Below are 22,918 nucleotides of genomic sequence, written 5' to 3'. Positions count from 1 at the left end.
CCAGACGATTTATTAAAAATAGAGGAACGAACAAAATGAAGAAAGGCCTGATGATGAAGCGAGTAATTCATTGGATTGGGCTTTGAATTCATTGGCACACTTGTTAAAATGCCTTTCTTTTTCTGTTTTCGTTGCTATTTGACATTTGTTTGAATAAATATTTGCAAGACAGTGTTTTATTTAAGGATTTCCCCCAATGCTCACCATCTATTTGACAGATGTCCAAAAGAACGTTCAATTTAAAGACTATCCGGGCGAGCATCCTGTTAAATTTGTTTTGAATTTTAAAAAGATTTTCCCAAGTGTTATGGAGCTTTTGCTACCAGTTTTGCCTGAGAATGAAAATCTAGAAGAAATGAGCTGGGAATCTACTACTACTGATTTTGAAAAATTCAAATTACTACTCAGTGGTTGGGGCGTAATCGAACTGCGTTTGAATGCTATTGCGCAATATAAAGACCGTGCTTATGCAGATAACTTGGTAAAAAAAGCACAGCAAAAGCGCAAAGAATATAAAAAAGCACAGTCAAAATTACAAACTGTTGAACTAGATTATCTATTCATGCACGAAGTTCATGGTTTGATTGATGCAGAGTTGGTTGAGTTAGGTGAAAAATTCTATCTACCGACGTTACGTGAGCTTTGGAAAAACCAAGTATCAGCGAATGTGCTAGAAGCAAAATTCTAAACTTCATAAGGTTTTAGTCGAAAAATCCTCCGCTTAGGAGGATTTTTTATATGTACAGCAGAACTTCAGATTTACTTCGACAAGTGACTGTTTCATAGTGACCCATCAAGCAAGTAAAGCATTCAAAACATTTGGAAAGTCGCGATACTTATCATTCCAAATGTTTCTGACTCATCTGCACATTATATTCTAAAGGACCATTTTATATGTCAAATCAGTTTATTGACCTGATAAGCAAACGTCGCACTATTTATGCTATTGGGGACAATGTAAGCCAAAGCACAGAATATTTAACTGATTTGATCCAATCAGCGATTAAACAAAGCCCGTCTTCATTTAACTCACAATCTTCTCGTGCTGTTATTTTATTTAACGGTGAAAGCGAAAAATTTTGGGGCTTAGTCGCTGACAAATTAAAATCATATGCAAAAGATGAAGCAAGTGCTGCGAAGACGACTGCGAAAATGGCAAGTTTTGCAGCAGGTTTGGGTACGGTTCTGTTCTTTGAAGATTTGGATGTGGTCAGTGGTCTACAAGCACAATTTCCGTCTTATGCAGAAAACTTTCCGATTTGGGCAGAACACTCAACTGCCATTGCCCAATTTGCGACTTGGACAGCGTTGCACACCGAAGGTTTAGGTGCATCACTACAGCATTACAACCCAATTGTGGATGAACAAGTGCATGCTGAATGGGACATTCCTGCGCATTGGAAACTTCGTGCTCAATTGGTTTTTGGTTCAGTGGAAGGTGAAGCGAAAGAAAAAGGCTATATGGATGATGCAGCTCGTTTTAAAGTCTTTCAATAATTGCAACGTATAGCACTCAATTTTGATAAAAAAGAAACGAAAACTAAGTTCCTCTTTTTATGGCAGTTCTTATTGAAATAGATAGGGTTGGACAAGATTTTCCTCCCTGAAAACCTTGTCCAGATTAGCCCATTGAGGACTGAGCTAAACAGGTGGCTAGAACCAACTTTCTTGCATCTTGAGACAAGTATCATCAAGTTCTAGCAATAACTTGGCTTGATGTTCTATTTCAGGTAACTCCCAGCGGATAAAATATTGCGCGGCTTGTAATTTACCGGCTAAGAATTGTTGATCTTCAGCTAAATCTGAATGTTCAAATTTCACTAGGGCTTGATTAGCCATTTCAAGCCATAGCCATGAAATGATGACTTTGCCCATCATGTCTAGATACAACGCAGAATTTCCCAGTGCCTGATCGACACGACCTTGGGCGAGGACTTGTCCCAAACTTTGTGTGGTTTTCTTCACCGTGTTTAAATGCGCTGAAAAAATCGCTGCAAGCGCTTCCGTTTTTGGATGTTGAGCTTGATCAATCGTATTTTGCATACGTTGTAATAACAGCATCAAACCTTTGCTGTTGTGCTGCCAAAGCTTACGACCCAATAAATCCAAAGACTGAATCCCAAATGTGCCTTCATGGATCGGATTTAAGCGGTTGTCGCGATAACATTGTTCAAGCGGATACTCACGGGTATAGCCCGCACCACCTAAAACTTGAATGGCTAAATCATTGGCTTTTGGACCATAGGCAGAAGGGAATGATTTGACGACAGGGATAATCAAATCTAATAACAACGCGCTGTCTTCATTGTTAGCGGCTTGATGATCATCAATTAAACGTGCAGCAAATAGGCATAATGCAAGTGCGCCTTCCACATAGGATTTTTGTGCCAAAAGCATCCGTTTAACATCTGTATGTTGAATAATATTGACAGGTTTTGAGGCAGGATTTTTATCTGATACTAAGCGACCTTGTGGACGGTTTTTGGCATATTCGAGTGACTCTAAATAGCCACGGTATCCAATCATGGCTGCACCTAAGCCGACACCGACTCGTGCTTCATTCATCATCTTAAACATATATTTAAGACCAGCACCTGCTTCACCAATCAGATAGCCTGTACATTGGTCTTTTTCACCAAAGCTCAGTACTGTCGATGTTGTACCTCTGTAGCCCATTTTATGTAATAAGCCAGCCAGTTGAACGTCATTGGCGCCTGCAAGTGAACCATCGCTCAGGGTTTTAAACTTCGGAACAATAAACAGAGAAATACCTTTCACGCCCTGAGGTGCATCTTGGATGCGAGCAAGGACCAAATGGACGATATTTTCAGTGATGTCTTGGTCACCCCCTGAAATAAACATCTTTTGGCCTTTGATGAGGTATGTTCCATCGGCTTGCGGTATAGCTTTTGTGGTCAAATCACCTAAAGATGAACCCACATCAGGTTCAGTCATGGCCATCGTTCCAGCAAAGCGACCACTAAACATATGCGGTACAAACATATCTTTTTGTTCGGTCGTACCAAAAGCCTGAATCACATTTGCAGCCGCAGCGGTTAGAAATGAATAAGCCACTGATGAAGGATTTGCTGACATGAAATAAGCATTTGCAGCCATGTTGATCAAAGTCGGAAGTTGCATACCGCCTGCATCATAATCATGCTGCGCACAAAGCAAGCCGGCATCTGCAAATTGCTTCCATGCCGTTTTGACTTCAGCAATGGTTTTAACCTGTTGACCATCAAACGTAGGTTCGTTTTGATCGGCTGTTGCGTTATGGGGGGCAAAAAAGTCTTGAGCAATACCTTGTGCAGTTTCTAGGATGCTTTTGAAGGTTTCAGCATCATGCTCAGCAAAACGTGGGTAATGTGTTAAGTCTTGCGCTTTAAACACGTCAAATAGCAAAAAATTTAAATCTTTGTCATTGATTAACTGCGCCATTGATCAATCTCTAATCGGGTCGAATTTTATGCCTTAAGCCTAGCAGTTGATTTTTAGATATAGAATTGTCAATAATGACACTTAATAAGTCAAAAATGACATTTTGATAATTTGAACTTTAAATGAAGAAAATCATAATTTTAGCATTTGATGGCGCTTTAGCTTCCGCGATTACTGGGGTCATTGATTTATTTGCAATGGCGGGAGTCAGTTGGAACCGGATTCAAAAACAAAATGTGCAGCGGCTATTTCAGGTCAAAATTGCCTCACAACATGGTCAAGCAGTGCAATGTATCAATGGCATCAAGCTTTATGCAGATTTAGCATTTTCTGAAATAACAGATGCAGATATCATCATTGTTCCAACGATAGGCGCGCCGATCTTAGATGTTTTAGCGCAAAATTCAGCACTAATCGAGTTATTAAAAACTCGGCAATTGCAGAGCGGACTGATCGCAGGAAATTGTACGGGTAATTTTTTTCTGGCAGAAGCAGGGCTTTTAGATGGTAAGCAGGCAACGACGCATTGGGGCTTTCAGCAAATGTTTCGTGAACGCTATCCTTTGGTCAAACTGAATGCAGATCAGCTCATTAGCCATGATCAAAATATTTACTGTGCTGGAGGTGGCTTAGCATGGTTTGATTTGGGACTGCACCTGATAGAACGTTTTTATGGTTTTGAAACGGCAATCCATACGGCAAAATCATTTGTATTGGATTATCGTCGTGATAGTCAGTTGTCCTATTCATTATTGAAAATATCTAAACCGCATCAGGATGGTTTGGTGCAAAAAGTTCAAGATTGGTTGGAACAGCATTATCATGAAAATATTGTCTTAGATGAACTTGCGGCGCAGTTTAATGTGACAACGAGGACATTGATTCGACATTTTAAAACGGCTTTGGATATTCCTCCCAATCAATACTTACAATCAATACGGATTGAAGCTGCACGAAAGCGTTTAGAAGAAACGGGACATGCTTTAGATCTGATTATGCGAGAGGTCGGCTATAGTGACCCAAGCTCATTTCGACGGTTATTTCAAAAAAAAACGGGGCTGAGCCCCTTAGAATATCGTCGACGTTTCAGCCGACGATTTGATGTTTAGTTATAGTTTAAGCGGTTCGAACGGTATAACGGCCATGTAAAATGTAGTAGGCACCAATACATGCAAAGGCAGCAAATGCGCTATACAAATACAATTGTGAGTAGCCAATATGGTCGAGCAATTTACCGATAAAGTATGGTCCAAAGCCTAAGCCAGCATCCAAAAAGATAAAGAAAGTCGAAGTGGCAAAGCCCATACGTTCAAGCGGTGCACTTTTCACGGCAACTGTTTGGCAGACCGACTGAATATTGCCATAACCGAGTCCAAGTAAGCCGGCACAAAGTAAAAGCATCCATGAACTCTGAGTGATGCTGAGCAGTACCAATGCTACGCCCATAATCACAAAAGCAGGGTAGATCACAATATTTTCACCTTTACGATCCATCAACGGGCCAGTAAATGGGCGAGAAATTAAAATCGCAATGGCATACATCAAAAAGAAAAACGAGGCTGTTTCAACCAAATCGATTTCTTTGGCGTAGAAGTTAATGAAAGATAAAACACCTGAATAGCAGATTGAAGCGAAAAGCATGATGAATGATATCGGTAATGCTTTAGGCTCTACAAATTGAGCAATCCAACTCGGTTTTTTGACAGCTTCAACAGTATCGAGGGGTTTATTGATTATGGGTAAATCGGGCACTTGAATCAGCAAGGCAACCAATAGGCAGCTCAATGCGATAATCGTAGAAACGATAAAAATCGCATGATAACCAATATGTAACATCATCCAAATGGCAAGAAATGGCCCAATAGCCGTACCTAAAGTACTACTCATGCTGTAATAGCCAATGCCTTCACCGCGACGTGTCGCTGGTAAGATTTGGGCAATTAAGGTACCCAGCACTGTTGATGCCATACCCATCATAAAGCCATGCATAAAGCGTATGAATAGCAATATGCCTACACCAAACTGAATGAAGTAAAAACCAGAAAAAATTAAAAAGCCAATTAAACCAACGATCAGTGTCGTTTTACGACCAAAACGTTCTAGGAACTTACCCACCAATAAACGCCCGACCAATGTGCCGACAATGAACAAGCCTGAAACTAAACCTGCTTGGGCTGTAGTCGCACCCAATTCAGCCACCGCATAGCCCACGATCACCACAACCAAGAGATAAAAGGTTAAAACCAATTGGAAGTTAATGGCGCTGACTAAAATAAAATTTCGAGTCCAAAGTGGTGCTTTATCTTGCATAATCATCACCTACATTTCTGTGTTCAAGTTCTTGCATGACACGGTGTAAAATTTGAATGGAGTGTTGGATATCTTGGCTAGCTAATGGCGCGATCAGGCGCTGCTCAAAGGCATCTATGTCTTTTGCACATTGCTGAAATAACTCACGTCCAGTCTCGCTGAGCATCATTTTCTTTTGACGTTTATCGTCAGTTTGTACATGACTCAAAATATCCATCTGTGCAAGAATTTTGACTCGCTTTGTGATAGATGGCTTGGATACGTTTAAATATTCCGCCATTTCAATAGATGTACAAGCGGTTTTTTCACGGATGACAAACATGACTTGCCAAAGCGAATAGTTCAATTGATAGGGCAATAAAATCGTGTTGATTTCATCACTCATCAAACGCGCACAGCGTAGAAGTGAAGAGCGGAAACCTAATGTGGAATTCATGATAGTTAACTAGGGTAACTAAATTATCGCAACTTTATGCCTTATTTATTTTGAATTCAAGTGAACAACTCAAAGCATAAAAAACAGGTATAAAAAAACCTGTGCGCACACAGGTTTTTTTGCATAACATTTCATTTAAAGCTTATCGTTCAATGTATATCATTGAATTGATACCTTAAACAATACGTGTTTATTCTACAGAAGCTTCTGCAGCTGCAATTGCAGCATCTTCCGCTGAACTGTCTGCATTTTCTGAAATTTCTACACTTTCACCATCTGCATAAGCAATTTCTACACCTTCTGATTCAGCTTGCTCTAAATAAGCCGCAAGTTGTTCATCCGTTAATTCTTCAGGTTCACCTTCAGACATCATTGCTTGTTCTTGTAATTGCGCTTGTTCTAAATTGCTCATCATACTTTGCATATTGAACATCAATGGGATCATGACCAATAAATAAACAATCATCAGGATTAGATACAATGACCCAATAACTTTCTCTGTTTGTTCCGTTGGACGTTTTATGCCATATTTATTTTCACCTTCGGTGCCTTTTGCAGCCATCACATAAATGCTAAAGATGGTTCCGACCAGTGGGATGAGAAAAATTAAACAGAGCCAACCGCTTTTATTTAGATCATGTAAACGACGAATCGTAATGCAGATCATTGCGACAAACATTGCAATAATGGAAACGACAATGAGAGCGATCGCACTGAGTCCTAAGAATGAATTAAAAAGTGCTTCAATACTACGTTCTGCTGAATTGAAAAATGCAAAAAGACCTAGCGCGACGCTGATGCCCAATAGACAGGTATAAATCATGCTAATGATAAATAACCACGCTAAATAGGACAGGCGGCCAAAACGTCCTTCAGGAGACAGTGGATGATCGGCTTTTTGAATTTGAGGTTGAATATTTTGATCTTGTTGAAACGGATTCAATTAGCTTGAAGTAAGTTCAGTCATTATTATTCCAATTTTAATTATCTAATTTATTTTCTATACCCAAAAGGGCAGCATTATTGTATAGCGAAGTAAAAAAAGGTCAATTGTAGACATGGCTAAGTCATCAAATATTCCTTAGCCATGCTGTAATGTGGTCTGTTATTTATGTAATTTACGATACTCTTTAGGGCGCATTGGACGACTGGCTTTCCACAAACCTTTCTTTTGTTTACGTGCTTTACTTTGTAAATTCATCATATAGTGCAAATGCTTTTGGTCACGGATGTATTCTTCGTACACCCACGCAGCACCACGTTTTACCATTTCTTCATTCATGCATTTACGATAGCGATAAATAACCCCAACGCAGCGGCCATAACGGTCTACATCAGTGATTTTTACGCGGACAAATTTCTTATAAACCATGGATTTGATCAGGCGGGCTGACTCTTTACCGTAGGCTTGTGTCGATTCTGGCGCATCCACATAAGCAAAGCGAAGTTTGGTTTTAGAACGTCTCAGATTCATCCGATAGCAGGTGAGGGTGTCGCCATCACTAATATCAGATACACGACAGAGGTAAGATTTTCCTTTCTTAAAAGGTTGAAAAAAATCCTTTAAGAAAATGGTGACTTTATAGAGAACATAGACTGTGATCAAGCACAGTACTGCACCTAAAGCCATGAGCCAATTTGCGGAGAGATTTGAAAGCATACACAATGATATGAACGAAGTCATATCGCATAAAAACAGGAGTTTAGATTTTATAAGAACTCATGATTTATGGCTGTCGAATAAACCGACGGTCAGTTAAAAATACATTAAATAATCAGCATTTGATCTATAAATATACAGCACGTTTAATCACGAAAAATTCAATCTAAATCCATGTAAATAGCCTAAGCAAAGCTATATTTCATTAAAATAGCCTAAGCAAATATTTTAGAAATTTCGCTTCGCAAAAAAACATGCCGTGAATTTAATTCCAAATCATTATGCCAATACATCCCTAGTTTAATTTTCGGCAAGTCTACAGGTACATCAAAAATATTTAGTTCGGGAGCAACCTGTAAATGCGTCAAAATATTTTGCGGAATCGTTAATATTGCCTTGGGTTGCTGTGCCAAAATTTGTAGCGCAGTAGAGTAATGCTGACAGCGTAAAAAAATCTCTCTAGAGTGTTTTTTACGATTTAAATAAATATCCTCGACTAATACACCTGCACGTCGGGAAGAAACCCCAATATGAGGAGCCGAAAGATAAATATGTTCATCCATTTTGGGATGTTGACTACAAATCACGAATTGGTCTTCAACTAAGGTTTGAAAATTAATCTTTTCACCAAAGTTTTGCTCAAGGTCAATCGCAAAATCGATTTGCTGTGCAGCTAGATCAGCCACAATGGTTTTACGATCTAATTTAATACTGGAAAATTGGATCTGAAACTGTTGCTGTTGAAAGTGTTCAACTAACTTGGGAAAAATGATCGGTTCAATTTCATCATGTACCGCAATTTTCAAGCTCTGTACCATCGACGGCGTAAATTGTTGTTTTTGGATAGAAATACTTTGAATCGCAATAAGCGCATTTTTAATTACAGGATAAATCTGCTCGGCAAATGGCGTCGGAAGCATTTTTGCTCCAGCACGTACAAATAAGTCATCTTGTAAATGTTGTCTTAAACGTTGAAGTGCATGACTCGCTGCAGACTGAGTAATACACAAAATTTTTGCAGCTTTTGAAATGCTTTTTTGTTCATAAATTGCGATATAAAGTGGATATAAATTGATATCCATACGGTGAAACACACCCATATCGATGACGGTATTTTTATGAATACTATTCATGTTCATCTATTGAATTAAATCATTTTGTTCATATTAGATTTCAGGTTATGGTGTTGTAAAGCGTAAAGAACATAATATTTAAAGGATGTTGTCATGTTTGAACTTTCAGCACGTGCACAAGATTATATTGAAAGAACAAAAAAATTTATTAAAGATGAAATTGAGCCTGTAGAAACTGAGTTTTGGGCAGAAGTTCATGAGCTGAACCAAGGTGGCGATTGGACCAAATGGCAATGGCCGGCACAGTTAGAGGTCTTAAAAGATAAAGCCAAAGCTGCGGGCTTATGGAATATGTTCTTACCTTGTTCTGAACTTGGGCAAGGCTTATCTGTACAAGAATATGCACACATCGCAGAACTTTCAGGCCGTAGCTTACTTGCACCTACGGTATTCAATTGCAATGCACCTGACAGCGGCAATATGGAAGTGATTTGGCGTTATGGTACCGAAGAACAAAAGCAGCAATGGTTAACACCATTACTAGACGGCAAAATCCGTTCGGTATTTTGTATGACAGAACCTGCTGTTGCTTCAAGTGATGCCACCAATATGGAAGCTACGGCTGTCGTTGAAGGCGACGAAATTGTATTGAATGGCCGTAAGTGGTGGTCTTCAGGTTTAGGTGATCCTAATGCCAAAATCATTATTTTTATGGCGCATACACCAGATGAAAGCAAAGACCGTCATCATCAGCATTCTATGGTTTTAGTTCCAGTAGATACGGATGGAGTCAAAATAGAACGTATGCTTCCGGTCTTTGGCGACTATGATGCGCCACATGGACATGGTGAAATTAGCTTCACAAATGTTCGTGTTCCTGTTGCAAACTTCATTGGCGGCGCAGGTCAAGGTTTTGAAATTGCACAAGGTCGTTTAGGCCCAGGCCGTATTCATCATTGTATGCGTTGTATTGGTGCTGCCGAAAAATCGCTAGAACTGATGATTGACCGCGGTATGAGCCGTACTGCTTTTGGTAAAGAAATTTTAAAACTCGGTGGCAATTTAGAACGCGTAGCAGAAGCACGTGTTGCGATTGATCAGGCACGTTTACTGACCCTTTATGCAGCATATAAAATGGATACTCTAGGGAATATGGCTGCATTAACCGAGATTTCTGCAATTAAAGTAGTTGCGCCGAGTGTCTTAGAAAAAGTTGTCGATATGGCGATTCAAATCCACGGTGGTGCTGGAGTTTCTCGAGATACACCGCTCACAGGTTTCTTTGCGCAAGCACGTTCACTGCGTCTAGCTGATGGCCCTGATGAAGTGCATAAAGGTATGATTGCTAAATTAGAATTGGCAAAGCGCGGTTACAGCAGCCGCCGTAAAAAATAAACAAGTTGTAGTCACATATTTGGCATGGCAACCCCGAGTTGTCCATGCTATAAAACTATAGAAAATTATATTTTTATCATCATGATAGATTCAAGTTTAGGAAGAAAAGCATGTCAGTGATCGATGTAGGCGGTTCAGTTCGTGAGGGTGAAGAACTGGATGTCCGTGCTGTAGGAAATTGGTTGATTGAACATGGCGTTGAAATAGAAGGGCCTGTAGAAGTCACTCAATATTCAGGTGGCGCGTCAAATTGGACTTATCGCTTAAAATACGACAATGCTGATTTAATCTTACGTCGTCCTCCAAAAGGCACCAAAGCCAAGTCTGCACATGATATGGCACGTGAATATAATGTACAGAAGGCATTATCTGAATTTTATCCTGTACTCCCTGAGATGGTGGCGCTATGTCAGGACGAATCAGTGATTGGCTGTGATTTCTATGTAATGAAACGCGTAGAAGGCATCATTCCACGTGCAAACTTACCCAAAGAAATTAATTTTGATGAAACTCAAGTTCGAGCGTTATGTACCAACGTCATCGACAAGTTAATTGAACTGCATCAAGTGCCTTATGAAGGCACCGCTTTAGAAAAAATAGGCAAGGGCGACGGATACTGTCGTCGTCAAGTGGAAGGTTGGGACGCACGCTTTGAACAAGCCAAAACATTAAATGTTCCTTCTTTTAAATATGTCCGTAATTGGCTCAAAGACAATATTCCTGCTGACTCTAAAACCTGTGTAATTCATAATGATTGGCGTTTTGATAACGTGATTTTAGATCCAAATGATCCTACCCAAGTGATTGGCGTATTGGATTGGGAAATGGCAACACTTGGTGATCCATTGATGGACTTAGGTTCGGCTTTGGCGTATTGGGTTGAAAGTGGCGATAACGCAATTTTTAAAGCGACACGCCGTCAGCCGACCAACCTAAAAGGGATGTTTAGCCGTAAAGAAGTCGTTGAATATTACTTAGAAAAAACTGGTCTTCAAACGGACAATTGGACCTTTTATGAAGTGTTCGGCATTTTCCGTTTAGCGGTAATTGCACAGCAAATTTATTATCGCTTTTACCACAAGCAAACCAATAATCCGGCATTTAAAGATTTTTGGATTGTGATCCATGCTTTACATATTCGTGCCTTAAAACTTATCGGTTTGCAAAAACTTGAAGCCAATGATGTGGCACAAAAATATATTGAAAAAATGAAGGATATTTTAGGGAAATGACCACGATATATTTAATTCGGCACGGTCAGGCTTCTTTTGGTGCAGAAAGCTATGACAAGCTTTCTCCCAATGGTGAGCTACAGGCTAAGGTGCTGGGACAGTATTTCGACCGTATTTTAAAAGAAAGTCCTTATGTGGTTGCGGGCTCAATGCAACGTCATCAACAAACAGCCAATCTTGCATTGGCTGAATGCTTTCCAGAAGCACAAGTTGATACAGATAACGCGTGGAATGAATTTAATCATCAGCAAGTTTTTGCTCAATATGAACCTCGATTTAACCAGCCGCATTTATTAAAAGAAGATGTATCTAAGCATGAAAACCCGCGTGCTTATTTATCTAAAATTTTTGAAGGTGCCATTGAACGTTGGACAGGCGGAGAATTTCATCATGAATACGATGAATCTTGGCCACATTTTAAAAATCGAGTCGAAACAGCGTTAGATAAGTTATGCAATCAACTGGCTGAAACCAAACCGCGTTATGCCGTTGTGTTTAGTTCAGGTGGAGTGATCTCGGTTGCCGTAGGTAAAATTTTAGGGCTGAGTCCTGAAAAAACATTTGCACTTAATTGGGCCATTGCCAATACCAGTATGACAACACTGCGTTTGGTTGGAAATGAACCGCAATTACTCAGTTTAAATGAACATCATTTTATAAAAGCAGTTGATCCAAATTTATTAACTTGGATCTAAGATAAACAAAGGAATTATCATGGCTAAAACAATTTTAATTACAGGTGCAAGCTCAGGGATTGGTGCAGGAATGGCACGCGAGTTTGCACAAAAAGGCTATAACTTAGCCATTTGCGCACGTCGTTTAGAGCGTCTAGAAACGCTAAAAAATGAACTAGAAAGCCAATATGGCATCAAAGTGATTGCGAAAACCCTCGATGTCACAAATTACGATCAAGTGTTTGAAGTATTCCGTGCCTTTAAAGCAGATTTTGGCAGTATTGATCGTGTTATTGTCAACGCAGGTGTCGGTGAAGGTCGTCGTATTGGTAAAGGCAATTTTGAAATTAACCGTGCCACAGTTGAAACTAACTTTATCTCTGCATTAGCGCAATGTGAAGCTGCGGTTGAAATTTTCCGTAGCCAAAATGCAGGGCATTTGGTGGTGATTTCTTCGATGAGTGCTATGCGCGGCATGCCTAAACATTTAACGGCTTATGGTGCGAGTAAAGCAGGCGTTGCTGCTCTAGCTGAAGGTATTCGTGCAGAGCTGATTGATACCCCAATTAAAGTGACGACTATTTTCCCTGGTTATATTCGTACGGAGATCAATGAAGGTGCGAAAAAACTACCATTTGAAGTCGATGAAAAAACTGGTTCACATCTTTTAGCAAAAGCCATTGAGAAAGCACCAGTTAAAGCTTATGTACCACAATGGCCGTGGTTGCCTTTAGGTCTTGCGATGAAAGTATTGCCGTTGAAGATCGTGAATAAATTAGGTTAATTCTTTATATAATAAAAAAGCTCCAATATTGGGGCTTTTTTATTCTCAAATGATATTCGCCATCCTCTGTAGGTTAAAAAGGAATACATAAAACCTGTGATGAAAAGACATTAAAAGCAACCGATTTTGCAAAGAAAAAATGGAGTAAATACTCAGATTATTTATAAATAAGATATTGAAAATAAATAAAATGTTGAATATTTGAACAGACGATGATTTGTTCTCAAAATAGCGATTTCCTTTTTTTTAATTTGCTTTAATGTACAACTGTTCATTAATTTTTAGGTTTGTACTATGTCTATGTCTTCCGATATGACAGATCAACAGCGAATTAACAAAGTCAGAACTGTCGTAACGAAAGCTGGTGAAGACTTACGTCAGCAATATCCCATTTTAAAACATCAAAACTTTATAGGCGCAGCCATCCTTATTTTTGCGCTACTGGGAATGTTGGGTTCAGCTTGGGCGTTTGCTGTTGGCATTTTACCGGCATGGGCTTGTGTGATTTTAGTGGCGATGTTTGCTTCACTGACACATGAATTAGAACATGACCTGATTCATTATATGTATTTTAAAAAGACGCCGTGGGCTCACCATCTCATGTTGGCCTTGGTTTGGTTAGCACGTCCGAATACTATTAGTCCTTGGGCACGTCGTCGTTTGCACCTCAATCATCATAAGTATTCAGGTTCAGAATACGACTTGGAAGAACGGGGCATTAGTAATGGCATGCCGTGGGGTTTACGTCGTATATTGGTCATTAGCGATCAATTGATGACGGTTTATTTGCGCCCATTTCAAATGTTCAAAATGATTGGGAAATTCATTGAAAAACAACCTGAAAAAGAACGTAAAACGGCATTGTTCTCTCAATTGACTGGATTTTTCCCTTTAAGTTTTGTTTATTACGGCATCTGGTATGTATTTGTCATTTATCATGTGGTGAATGGTATTGCTCCAATGTTAGGGCAAAGTATTAGTTGGTCAGTCAATTTAGTGAAGTTAATTCCAACGATTAATTTTCTAGCTGTGGTTTGGATTATTCCGAACTTTTTACGCTCTTTCTGCTTGCAATTTATCAGCTCAAATATGCATTATTATGGTGATATTGACCCACGCGATGTCATTAAACAAACTCAGGTGTTAAATCCGTGGTGGTTATTTCCAATGCAATTGTTTTGCTTTAACTTCGGTTCGACCCATGCCATTCACCATTTTGTGGTCAAAGAGCCGTTTTATATTCGACACCTAACTGCAAAAACTGCACACCAAGTCATGCGTGAGGTTGGTGTACGTTTCAATGATTTTGGAACCTTTAAACGCATAAACCGCTGGAATTAAATCAGTACTAGCTTCAAAAAAAGCCCTCAATTGAGGGCTTTTTTATGATCTAAACGTTTATAAACTACTTTTGCGCAAAAAAATGTTTGAGTGCATCTTGCAAGGCAACTTGCCATACCGCGTAGGAATGTCCGCCTATATACGATTTGTAATGTACATCATGACCTTTATTTTTTAAGTCGGCTGCAACAATAGGCGAAGTCTCTAAAATACTCAGTTCATTATTATTGCGTGAGCTTTCATAACTATTGGCAGTAATAAACCAATGCTGTTTAGGTTGCGAGGTTTTATCACGAATGATTTTACTCATGCCATTTGGGAGGTCTGTCGCTTCATTTTGCCACCAAAATGATCCAGATAAAGGTACGACGTGACTAATTTGATTTGGATTTTCTAAGGCTAAATAAGCTGAACTTAAACCGCCAAGACTTGACCCAAGTAGTACCGTTTTCTTCGAATCGACTTTTGCAGGTGCATTTTTTTGAATCCAAGGCATCAGTTCATCACTAAAAAATGCTGAAAATTTTGCATTGGGTGTTAATTCTTTCGGTCGTTCCTGATCTCTCGGTGGAGAAACAAAAATGGCTTGAATTGGCGGCAGTTGACCTTGCTCAACTAATATATCTAATGCCTTTGGAACATTCAGCAACTCGTTATATTGCTGACCATCAAAAAATATAGCGGTGATATAGCTTTGATTTTTCTTGGCTTTAGATTGGTAAATTTGGATTTTACGTGAGTTATTCAAAATTTTGCTGTCTAGAACAAACTCTTGTAATTGGGGCTGGTGCACATTTGGATATTGTTTTGGATCAATAAAAGGCGGGGCATCTTTAAGCGCCACTAAATTTTCATTACGCAAGCCTGACGTGTCATCACTTGCGAGATAAGTCTTTTTATTGAAAGGATCAATCCGTTGTACCTGTATCACAGCACGACGCTGCATTCTTGATTCTTTAAGTTTTGGATTCAGATGCGGACAATAATTTGACAGATAGCCTTCTAAGTTCGGTAAATCGACAGCAAAGCTATAACTGCCAATATAACGATGATCAATAATCGATTCTTTAAACCAAATATAGGTATTTGGTAGGCGTGTTAACCATTCATGGTCATTACTTGGGCCACCAATAAGGCGAACATTATGCTGCGCACCTTTCCATAAAAAAATTATACGGTCATGTTTTTCATCATAGTTTTCAATGATTGGTGTACCTATAAGCTCTACACGCTTCCAAAAATCTTCAAGAATTTGAGCATGTTGTTTTGGATTTTGATTTAACTGATGCTGTAGGTTTAATAATATTTGGCTTTGCGCTTTGACATCTTCACATGCAGCAGCAAAGGGGAAATGTTTTTTTTCTGTTGTATCGGTTAAAGCGGGTGAATTTTGAGTTTGGGCAAAAGCAGAAGAAACAGCAATGCTCATAGAGCAAGCTAAAAAAAGTGGGGAAAGTTTTTTCATTGAAATAATAAAATAGCTAGAATGAAATCAGATAAATGATAATCATTATTAATATAAAAAACTAGCAATATGCCACTTTTAACAAAAGAAAACGTAGAAAAATAACAATAGAGTCAATGCTTTGTTTTTTAAACTAATTAAAATAATGCAGTCGACAAGCTCTCAATCATTGCTAAATATTATGCTACTCAAAGTATCAACACTGCTGCTGTTACCTGCATTACTGATCCAAGGTTACCGTGTGAAAAAAAATACCCCACGTTTAGCAGAACCGGTGGGAGAGCGCTGTGGAATGATTGGTCAGGGTAATCGGCCATTATCGGTATTGATCCTTGGTGACTCAGCGGCAGCAGGTGTCGGCGTCGAGCATCAGTCGGATGCGTTATTGGGACAATTGCTTAAAATTTTATCGCCTGATTATCAAGTTCACTTTTGCCTTGAAGCCACAACGGGGCATAACAGCCAGCAAATCATCAATGCTTTGGACAATGTCACTACGCAGAACTTTGATGTCGTGATCAGTTCTGTTGGTGTTAATGATGTTACAACATTAAAACAGCCAGACCAGTGGTTGAAGCTCCAGCAGCGCTTATATCAAGCTGTCGAGGAAAAGTTTCAACCACAGCTATTGATCATTTCAGGTGTGCCACCAATGGATGAGTTTCCAGCTTTACCGTTTCCATTGTCATGGCTGTTTGGACAATATTCTCAGAAGATGAATGCGCTGTTAAAAAATTTTATTAAAACAAAGCCTAATACGAGGCTAATTGAATACGATTTACAAGAATATCGTGAAAAAAATTTACAAATGGCAAAAGACGGCTTTCACCCGAGCAAAGAAATTTATCAGTTATGGGCTGAAAAAATAGCAAAACAAATCACTGAACAATTTTCATAGACATTTTATGATTCAACCACTGGGCGAAGTTAAATTTACATGAGCAAAGACATTTCCGACGCGAATCCGCAAATCGAAACGCATCCTTTAGCACCATTTTTGCCATCAAATGGGAAACTATTGATGCTAGGGAGTTTTCCGCCACCCAAAACACGCTGGAAGATGGATTTTTATTATCCAAATTTCCAAAATGACATGTGGAAAATCTTTGGCCTATGTTTTTTTCAGGATAAAAATTATTTTCTCAATGTAGATAGCAAGACTTTTAAAGAACAGCGCATTCGAGATTTTTTAAATCAAAAAGGCATAGGCATTTTTGATACGGCCTATCAAGTGATTCGTTTGAAAGGCAATGCATCAGACAAGTTTTTACAGCTCCATCAGCCAACCGATATTGCGAAGCTTCTTAGGCAGATGCCTAATTGCCATAGTATTATGACGACAGGAGACAAAGCGACTGATACTTTAATGCTCTCTATGCCAGAAAATACGGAAAAACCACACATTGGGCATGCTGTTCATACCGAATTTGCAGGCAGAGATTTGACTTTATACCGTATGCCATCATCATCTAGAGCTTATCCACTAGCACTGGAAAAAAAAGCTGAAGCCTATCAAAGCTTATTTAAAGATATAGGCTTACTTTAGGGAAGTTTACGTTATTGTGAGATACCTTGAAATATATGTCTCATTTAAACAGGCAAACATTCAATACTCAAAACGTGGCATCTTATGGATAAACATCAATTCCTTAGACATCATATTCAACATAATCCCAAAGGTTTAAACGAGCTTTAATTTCTTTGCGAATATTCGGCAGCATAGGTAGTAAAGTGCCATCGATCCATAAACTCAGTGTCTGAGATGAAACTTTTTTGTTTGCATCATCTACAATTTGTGCGCCTTTCACGATCACCAAAGTTTCTTCGCTAGCTGCAGTTTCAATGCCTTTAAATAAAAGCTGTAATTCATGACCTGTATCTTGAATTAACCATTCCAACTCAATTTGAATATTGTGATTAGATTTAAGCACAGCTTGGCCTTCAATCATGTCATTGTCAGATAAGCAGTCATGCTCAACCCGAACTTTCGACAAAAACCATTCTTGATGACCAAGGTCAGAGAGCGTTGTAAAAGGCGTTAAAATATCACTTAAATTAAATTGGCGGCTTAAATCAAAAAATTGCATTAGAAAACTTTAGGAGGAGATAAAACAAAATAAGAGGTGGATGTTAAAGCATCATCAAGTGTGAGTAAAACCTTTGCTTTTATTGAGATATTTTATGTATAAGTAGCATTCAATCTATCTAAATTAAGTCTAAGAAAATGAATTGTGAAAATAATATTCACATAAATGATGTGCACAGCCCCATAGACTTAAAAGATCCAATCGAAGCTAAACAATGGGCTGCTGAAGTCAATCTTAAACGTCCATGGCGTTATGACATCTTTCAAATGTATGTTGACTCTATTTTGGCTTTCAACCCGAATGCGCACGTGCTTGAACTCGGTTCAGGCCCAGACTATTTGGCTGAGTTTTTAATCAATCATTGTCCAAATATTCACTACACTGCATTTGATTTTTCCGAAGCTATGCATGACTTGGCAAAAGGAAAACTAAGTGCAGCGCAACGCTTAAAATGCAATTTTATAACAGGGGATTTCAAACAATCGGATTGGGAAGAATCACTTCACTTCAATCAAAACAGCACCTTTGATGTGATTGTTATTCATCAAGCTTTACATGAATTGAGACATAAGGCGTATGCAGCAGAGTTTCATCGGACTGTAAAAACGTTGTTAAATACACAAGGCGTGTATTTTGTATGTGATCATTTATATGCACCACATGCTCAGCAAAACCATGAGTTGTATATGTCAGTTGAGGAACATTTAGCAGCGTTGAAAGCAGCCAATTATGGGCAAGTGGAATTTCTTGGCGAAATCAATGGTTTGGTTATTTTCAAAAGTCAGCACTCATATAAACGAGACTGAACAAGAGCATTATTGAGTTGCTTGAAACTGCTTAAATCGTTCCTATTAGATATTATCGATGAGAAAAACCTAACCAATTAGCAGTACATTGTCATTACATCATCCATTCGATAGGGAGGTATGACACTGCTTTTATGCTAAATCGTTGGAATCGGGTTGTTTCGGGTTCATGGGTATAGGTTTTGATTTTTCCATTTTTTTGATGCTCTAACCAAATGATTTCGCCGTTTTTATCCAGTTTTAATTCATATGCAATTTGCGGTAAGTATTGGTTTAATGCGGCAGAAATATCGTTTTGTAATCGATCAGACTTAACGACTAGGCCAACTTCTGAATTTAAATTTGCTGAACGTGGATCAAAGTTAAACGATCCAATAAATACCATACCGTCAATATCGAAAAATTTTGCATGCAAACTAGAGGCATTTTTGCCTTTCGCAGGGATGATATTTCCAGTCATGACTTCATACCATGTGCGTTTAGAGCGTTCTATATAGGGTTTGAATTCATATAATTTCACGCCATTTTCGAGTAAGTCTTTGCGATATTTCTGATAAAACGCATGAACGACAGCTACGTCATTGGCTAAAAATGAATTGGTTAACACACGGACTTCTACATTTTTACCTGCAAGACCCGTCAGAAAGTCAGTGCCTTGTTGCGTAGGAACAAAATAAGCCGAAACCAATTCCATGCGTTCTTTGGGTTGTCCCATCAAAGTAGAAAATTGGTTATAAATCAATTCTTGTTCTTTGGCTTCACCACGTATTTTATTCGGACTATCCGCAATAAAATGAGCTTCAGCCCAATTCACCGGTCTTAGTTTAAGCTGAGCCGCCAGTTGTTGCTGTGCATAGTTAATGCGCTGTTGATCTTTAGTCAACATTGTAGAGTTTTCTTGGTACGTTTGTCTTAATTGATTTAAGTCTTCTTTTGTACCTACACCAATCCATTGCTGAACAGAATAACTTAAATCATCATTCCAAAAGTTCAAAAACACCTGATTGGCTTGCTGAATGGCTTCCCCATAGAAAAGGATGTCCAAATCTGTAAATTGAAAACTTTCACTGGCATCAAAATATTCATTACTGATGTTACGACCGCCAGTTACGCCCATAAAACCATCAGCAATAATTAATTTATTATGCATACGATGGTTAATGTGCTTTAAGCGAAATGCATAATCAATGACACGTAATTTTCTGAATTTATAGGGATTAAATAGTTTGATTGAAATGTTGGGATGTGCTGAAAGGGCTTGTAAGGTCGGATCGAGTTTCGTCCCGTTTTGATCATCAATTAATAGCCTTACCTTTACCCCCCGGTCAGCGGCATGCAGTAATTCTTGAAACATCAGATGCCCAATAGCATCATTTTCCCAAATGTAATATTGCAAATCGATGGTGTATTTTGCATTTCGAATCAAATGTAGGCGAGAAGCAATGCTTAAGAAGGCATCATCTAATGCTAAATAAGCCGTTTGTTTTTGTTCTAATTTTTCTAAATCCGTAGCAGACGCAATCCATTTTTCTGCATGTGATTGTATAGGGACATCTTTTTTTGACTGATTGCTAGGTAAGCTGCATCCAGTTAATATGCTGATCAAAACAGTTAAACCGACAGTACAACTTATTTCACGTAATTGTATCATTCGAATAGCATTAATCATTCCTTGAAAAATTCATCATAACATCATGTTTTAAGGTTGTATCTAGGCTTAAAAAGAGGTTACTGTAGCTCATCTGTTACTATAAGCCATACAGGATGTTTTTAGACATGAAATCACGTGCAGCCGTTGCTTTTGGACCGGGTCAGCCTTTAGAAATTGTTGAAATTGATGTGGCACCACCTAAAGCAGGTGAGGTTTTAGTCAAAATTAGCCATACAGGTGTGTGTCATACAGATGCATTTACATTATCAGGTGATGATCCTGAAGGCGTATTTCCAGCAATTTTAGGGCATGAAGGTGCAGGTGTTGTGGTTGAAGTCGGTGAAGGTGTGACTTCAGTGCAACCAGGTGATCATGTTATTCCACTTTATACCGCAGAATGTGGTGAATGTTTATTCTGTAAATCGGGTAAAACAAATCTTTGTGTATCTGTACGAGCGACACAAGGGAAAGGTTTAATGCCGGATGGCACAACACGTTTTTCTTATAATGGTCAGCCGATTTATCACTATATGGGCTGTTCAACATTCTCTGAATATACTGTGGTTGCAGAAGTGTCTTTGGCAAAAATTAACCCTGAAGCGAACCATGAGCATGTGTGTTTGTTGGGTTGCGGTGTAACAACAGGCCTTGGTGCAGTTAAAAATACCGCTAAAGTTCAGGAAGGTGACTCAGTTGCAGTCTTTGGTTTAGGTGGAATTGGTTTGGCTGTGGTACAAGGTGCTAAAAAAGCTAAAGCAGGTCGTATCATTGCCGTAGATACCAATCCAGACAAATTCAAACTGGCTGAAGAATTTGGCGCTACAGATTTTGTTAATCCAAAAGATTATGATCGTCCAGTTCAAGAAGTGATTGTAGAAATGACGGGTTGGGGCGTCGACCATTCATTTGAATGTATTGGCAATACCAATGTGATGCGCTCTGCTTTGGAATGTGCTCACCGTGGTTGGGGCCAATCTGTGATTATTGGTGTAGCTGGTGCAGGTCAAGAAATTTCAACGCGCCCATTCCAATTGGTTACTGGTCGTACTTGGAAAGGCACTGCTTTCGGTGGTGTTAAAGGTCGTTCACAATTACCGGGTATGGTAGAAGAAGCCATGTCAGGCGAGATCAAACTTGAACCATTCGTGACCCATACTATGGGGCTGGATAAAATCAATGAAGCCTTTGATTTAATGCATGAAGGTAAATCAATTCGCTCTGTTGTACATTTTGAAGACTAATATTGATTTAAATATTTTTGATTAAACGACTAATTATTTAAATATTAATGCGTTAATTTTCACTGTTTTAAAAACTAGGCTTTAGCCTAGTTTTTTTATTTGTGTCGTTATAACAAATCAAAACTTCAAATTAGGATTTGCAAAAAGTGACAGATTGTTAGACATAAAATGATAAAAAATGCCAAATGATAGATTTTGTCCCGAATTCACATGGTGGGAAATTAGCACTAAACATAAGGTAAGCATAATTTAAAAACAAATGTATATTAATGCATTATCCGAGGCAAAAAATGACAACTACAAGTTACAAGCCTGAGTGGATTCGGCAAGATTTTATTGATTTTATTGCAGAAAAATTTGATGCAATTTGGGCCTACAAACGTGTAAAAGCACAATTGGTCAAATCACGTTGTGTGGGGATCGGGTTTTATGAACTGAGCTTTTTAGCGAATCACAACTTTAAAGCAGCAAACTATCGACCAGGCCAATGTGTTCTGGTGACAGTTGTAAAGGATGGTGTACGGCATCAACGTAGCTATAGCATCGTCGAAATCAATACATCTGGTCATGTAGTAATCGCAGTCAAACAACAAGGCAAAGTGTCCAACTGTCTGACGCAATTAAAAACAGGTGAGGTTGTTGAATTATCGCAACCGCAAGGTGAGTTTGGCCTAAAGCTAAATTCGGATCGACCAATTTTACTGCTTGCTTCTGGTAGTGGCATTACCTCAATCATGGCTTTGTTTAAACAAGCAATTCAGCTTGGGCGTACGGTTGACCTGATTTATTTCAATCGAGATGATGCTTATTTGGATGAATTGATTCAACTGGCGAAGCAATCTAACCATGCACATTTACATGGGATTAATACGCTGAAAACCAAATTGCATATCTCACCAGAGGTGCTAAATCACATGGTGCCTGATTTTAAGCAGCGAGATTGCTATGCCTGTGGTGCAGCGCCAATGATGCAAAGCATTGAACAACTGTATCGTGAGTTCAAGCTTTCAGAGTATTTAAATACTGAATATTTTCAGATGATTGCTGATGATTCAGTACCTGCTCAACCTGTAACTTTTAGTTTAGCCCAGCAAGATTTTTTGGCAGAAGGTAACTTACTTGAAAGTGCTGAAAAAGCTGGTTTAAAACCTGCGCATGGCTGTCGAATGGGTATTTGTAATACTTGTTCGTGTACGAAATTACAGGGGTCAGTGAAAAACTTACTCACTGGCGCAATTGATCATGCGAATAACACGCAAATCAAGTTATGTGTCTCTCAGGCCATTTCACCTGTACGTATTCAACTCTAATCCAAGCCGCAT

22 protein-coding genes are annotated in these 22,918 nt (G+C 38.9%); 13 read left to right on the top strand and 9 right to left on the bottom strand.

Going from position 1 to position 22,918, the window contains the following annotated elements:
• Positions 1–196 precede the first annotated feature (196 nt).
• The gene (locus FTU22_RS08925; RefSeq protein WP_078193829.1) at positions 197–688 is read left to right on the top strand and encodes a hypothetical protein; all 492 of its coding nucleotides are present in this window, start codon (positions 197–199) and stop codon (positions 686–688) included.
• Between the two features lie 206 nt (positions 689–894).
• Entirely contained in the window at positions 895–1,497 is a 603-nt protein-coding gene (locus FTU22_RS08920; RefSeq protein WP_180094050.1) for a nitroreductase family protein, read from the top strand.
• Between the two features lie 156 nt (positions 1,498–1,653).
• On the opposite strand, the gene FTU22_RS08915 is transcribed toward FTU22_RS08920, so the two are convergent.
• On the bottom strand, positions 1,654–3,441 hold the full coding sequence (locus FTU22_RS08915; RefSeq protein WP_180094048.1) for an acyl-CoA dehydrogenase: 1,788 nt from the start codon (positions 3,439–3,441) through the stop codon (positions 1,654–1,656).
• A gap of 122 nt (positions 3,442–3,563) precedes the next feature.
• Here FTU22_RS08915 and FTU22_RS08910 point away from each other — a divergent pair, with 122 nt between their 5' ends.
• A complete protein-coding gene (locus FTU22_RS08910) occupies positions 3,564–4,550 on the top strand; it encodes a GlxA family transcriptional regulator (protein WP_180094046.1) in 987 nt (328 codons plus the stop codon).
• Between the two features lie 7 nt (positions 4,551–4,557).
• Here FTU22_RS08910 and FTU22_RS08905 read toward each other — a convergent pair whose 3' ends face one another.
• The 5 genes from FTU22_RS08905 to FTU22_RS08885 all read right to left on the bottom strand — a co-directional run bounded on the left by FTU22_RS08905 (position 4,558) and on the right by FTU22_RS08885 (position 8,980).
• Positions 4,558–5,757: an MFS transporter gene (locus FTU22_RS08905; RefSeq protein ID WP_180094044.1), complete on the bottom strand. Its 1,200-nt coding sequence runs from the start codon at positions 5,755–5,757 to the stop codon at positions 4,558–4,560.
• Positions 5,741–6,187, bottom strand: coding sequence for a MarR family winged helix-turn-helix transcriptional regulator (locus FTU22_RS08900; protein WP_180094042.1), 447 nt, complete (start codon positions 6,185–6,187; stop codon positions 5,741–5,743). Before FTU22_RS08900 ends, FTU22_RS08905 begins: the two co-directional genes overlap by 17 nt.
• Positions 6,188–6,377: 190 nt before the next feature.
• Entirely contained in the window at positions 6,378–7,130 is a 753-nt protein-coding gene (locus tag FTU22_RS08895) for a DUF805 domain-containing protein (RefSeq protein ID WP_180094040.1), read from the bottom strand.
• Between the two features lie 162 nt (positions 7,131–7,292).
• Positions 7,293–7,847, bottom strand: coding sequence for a thermonuclease family protein (locus FTU22_RS08890; protein WP_078193824.1), 555 nt, complete (start codon positions 7,845–7,847; stop codon positions 7,293–7,295).
• 215 nt (positions 7,848–8,062) lie between these two features.
• On the bottom strand, positions 8,063–8,980 hold the full coding sequence (locus FTU22_RS08885) for a LysR family transcriptional regulator (RefSeq protein ID WP_180094038.1): 918 nt from the start codon (positions 8,978–8,980) through the stop codon (positions 8,063–8,065).
• Between the two features lie 93 nt (positions 8,981–9,073).
• On the opposite strand from FTU22_RS08885, the gene FTU22_RS08880 reads away from it, so the two are divergent.
• The 5 genes from FTU22_RS08880 to FTU22_RS08860 all read left to right on the top strand — a co-directional run bounded on the left by FTU22_RS08880 (position 9,074) and on the right by FTU22_RS08860 (position 14,346).
• Positions 9,074–10,315: an acyl-CoA dehydrogenase family protein gene (locus FTU22_RS08880; protein ID WP_180035742.1), complete on the top strand. Its 1,242-nt coding sequence runs from the start codon at positions 9,074–9,076 to the stop codon at positions 10,313–10,315.
• A gap of 110 nt (positions 10,316–10,425) precedes the next feature.
• Positions 10,426–11,547, top strand: a complete 1,122-nt coding sequence (locus FTU22_RS08875; RefSeq protein WP_180094036.1) for a phosphotransferase family protein — start codon at positions 10,426–10,428, stop codon at positions 11,545–11,547.
• On the top strand, positions 11,544–12,242 hold the full coding sequence (locus FTU22_RS08870) for a histidine phosphatase family protein (RefSeq protein WP_180094034.1): 699 nt from the start codon (positions 11,544–11,546) through the stop codon (positions 12,240–12,242). Before FTU22_RS08875 ends, FTU22_RS08870 begins: the two co-directional genes overlap by 4 nt.
• Positions 12,243–12,261: 19 nt before the next feature.
• Positions 12,262–13,005: an SDR family oxidoreductase gene (locus tag FTU22_RS08865; RefSeq protein ID WP_078193819.1), complete on the top strand. Its 744-nt coding sequence runs from the start codon at positions 12,262–12,264 to the stop codon at positions 13,003–13,005.
• Between the two features lie 294 nt (positions 13,006–13,299).
• Positions 13,300–14,346 carry a fatty acid desaturase gene (locus FTU22_RS08860; protein ID WP_180094032.1) on the top strand — a complete coding sequence of 349 codons (1,047 nt, stop codon included), beginning with the start codon at positions 13,300–13,302 and terminating at the stop codon, positions 14,344–14,346.
• Positions 14,347–14,410: 64 nt separating this feature from the next.
• Here FTU22_RS08860 and FTU22_RS08855 read toward each other — a convergent pair whose 3' ends face one another.
• Positions 14,411–15,775 (bottom strand): alpha/beta hydrolase-fold protein, encoded by a 1,365-nt coding sequence (locus FTU22_RS08855; protein WP_180094030.1) that lies wholly within the window; start codon positions 15,773–15,775, stop codon positions 14,411–14,413.
• A gap of 217 nt (positions 15,776–15,992) precedes the next feature.
• Here FTU22_RS08855 and FTU22_RS08850 point away from each other — a divergent pair, with 217 nt between their 5' ends.
• Together FTU22_RS08850 and FTU22_RS08845 are read left to right on the top strand one after the other, a co-directional pair.
• Entirely contained in the window at positions 15,993–16,709 is a 717-nt protein-coding gene (locus tag FTU22_RS08850) for an SGNH/GDSL hydrolase family protein (RefSeq protein WP_180094028.1), read from the top strand.
• 39 nt (positions 16,710–16,748) lie between these two features.
• The gene (locus FTU22_RS08845; RefSeq protein WP_180094026.1) at positions 16,749–17,357 is read left to right on the top strand and encodes a uracil-DNA glycosylase family protein; all 609 of its coding nucleotides are present in this window, start codon (positions 16,749–16,751) and stop codon (positions 17,355–17,357) included.
• Positions 17,358–17,460: 103 nt separating this feature from the next.
• Here the strand turns inward: FTU22_RS08845 and FTU22_RS08840 are convergent, their stop codons facing one another.
• Positions 17,461–17,898 carry a hypothetical protein gene (locus tag FTU22_RS08840; protein WP_180094024.1) on the bottom strand — a complete coding sequence of 146 codons (438 nt, stop codon included), beginning with the start codon at positions 17,896–17,898 and terminating at the stop codon, positions 17,461–17,463.
• A gap of 137 nt (positions 17,899–18,035) precedes the next feature.
• Here FTU22_RS08840 and FTU22_RS08835 point away from each other — a divergent pair, with 137 nt between their 5' ends.
• Positions 18,036–18,704 carry a class I SAM-dependent methyltransferase gene (locus FTU22_RS08835; RefSeq protein ID WP_180094022.1) on the top strand — a complete coding sequence of 223 codons (669 nt, stop codon included), beginning with the start codon at positions 18,036–18,038 and terminating at the stop codon, positions 18,702–18,704.
• Between the two features lie 94 nt (positions 18,705–18,798).
• Here the strand turns inward: FTU22_RS08835 and FTU22_RS08830 are convergent, their stop codons facing one another.
• Complete coding sequence (locus tag FTU22_RS08830) at positions 18,799–20,355, bottom strand: phospholipase D family protein (RefSeq protein ID WP_180094020.1); 1,557 nt, start codon at positions 20,353–20,355, stop codon at positions 18,799–18,801.
• Positions 20,356–20,480: 125 nt separating this feature from the next.
• On the opposite strand from FTU22_RS08830, the gene FTU22_RS08825 reads away from it, so the two are divergent.
• Together FTU22_RS08825 and FTU22_RS08820 are read left to right on the top strand one after the other, a co-directional pair.
• Positions 20,481–21,596 carry an S-(hydroxymethyl)glutathione dehydrogenase/class III alcohol dehydrogenase gene (locus tag FTU22_RS08825; protein WP_078193885.1) on the top strand — a complete coding sequence of 372 codons (1,116 nt, stop codon included), beginning with the start codon at positions 20,481–20,483 and terminating at the stop codon, positions 21,594–21,596.
• A 290-nt stretch (positions 21,597–21,886) separates the two neighbouring features.
• On the top strand, positions 21,887–22,906 hold the full coding sequence (locus FTU22_RS08820; protein WP_180094018.1) for a flavin reductase family protein: 1,020 nt from the start codon (positions 21,887–21,889) through the stop codon (positions 22,904–22,906).
• The last annotated feature ends 12 nt before the right edge of the window (positions 22,907–22,918 follow it).

It is taken from the genome of Acinetobacter sp. YH12076 (assembly GCF_013419525.1).
Classification (GTDB): Bacteria; Pseudomonadota; Gammaproteobacteria; order Pseudomonadales; family Moraxellaceae; genus Acinetobacter; species Acinetobacter amyesii.
Note: the sequence above shows the minus strand (reverse complement) of the source record. Positions and strands in the feature narration are given on the sequence as shown.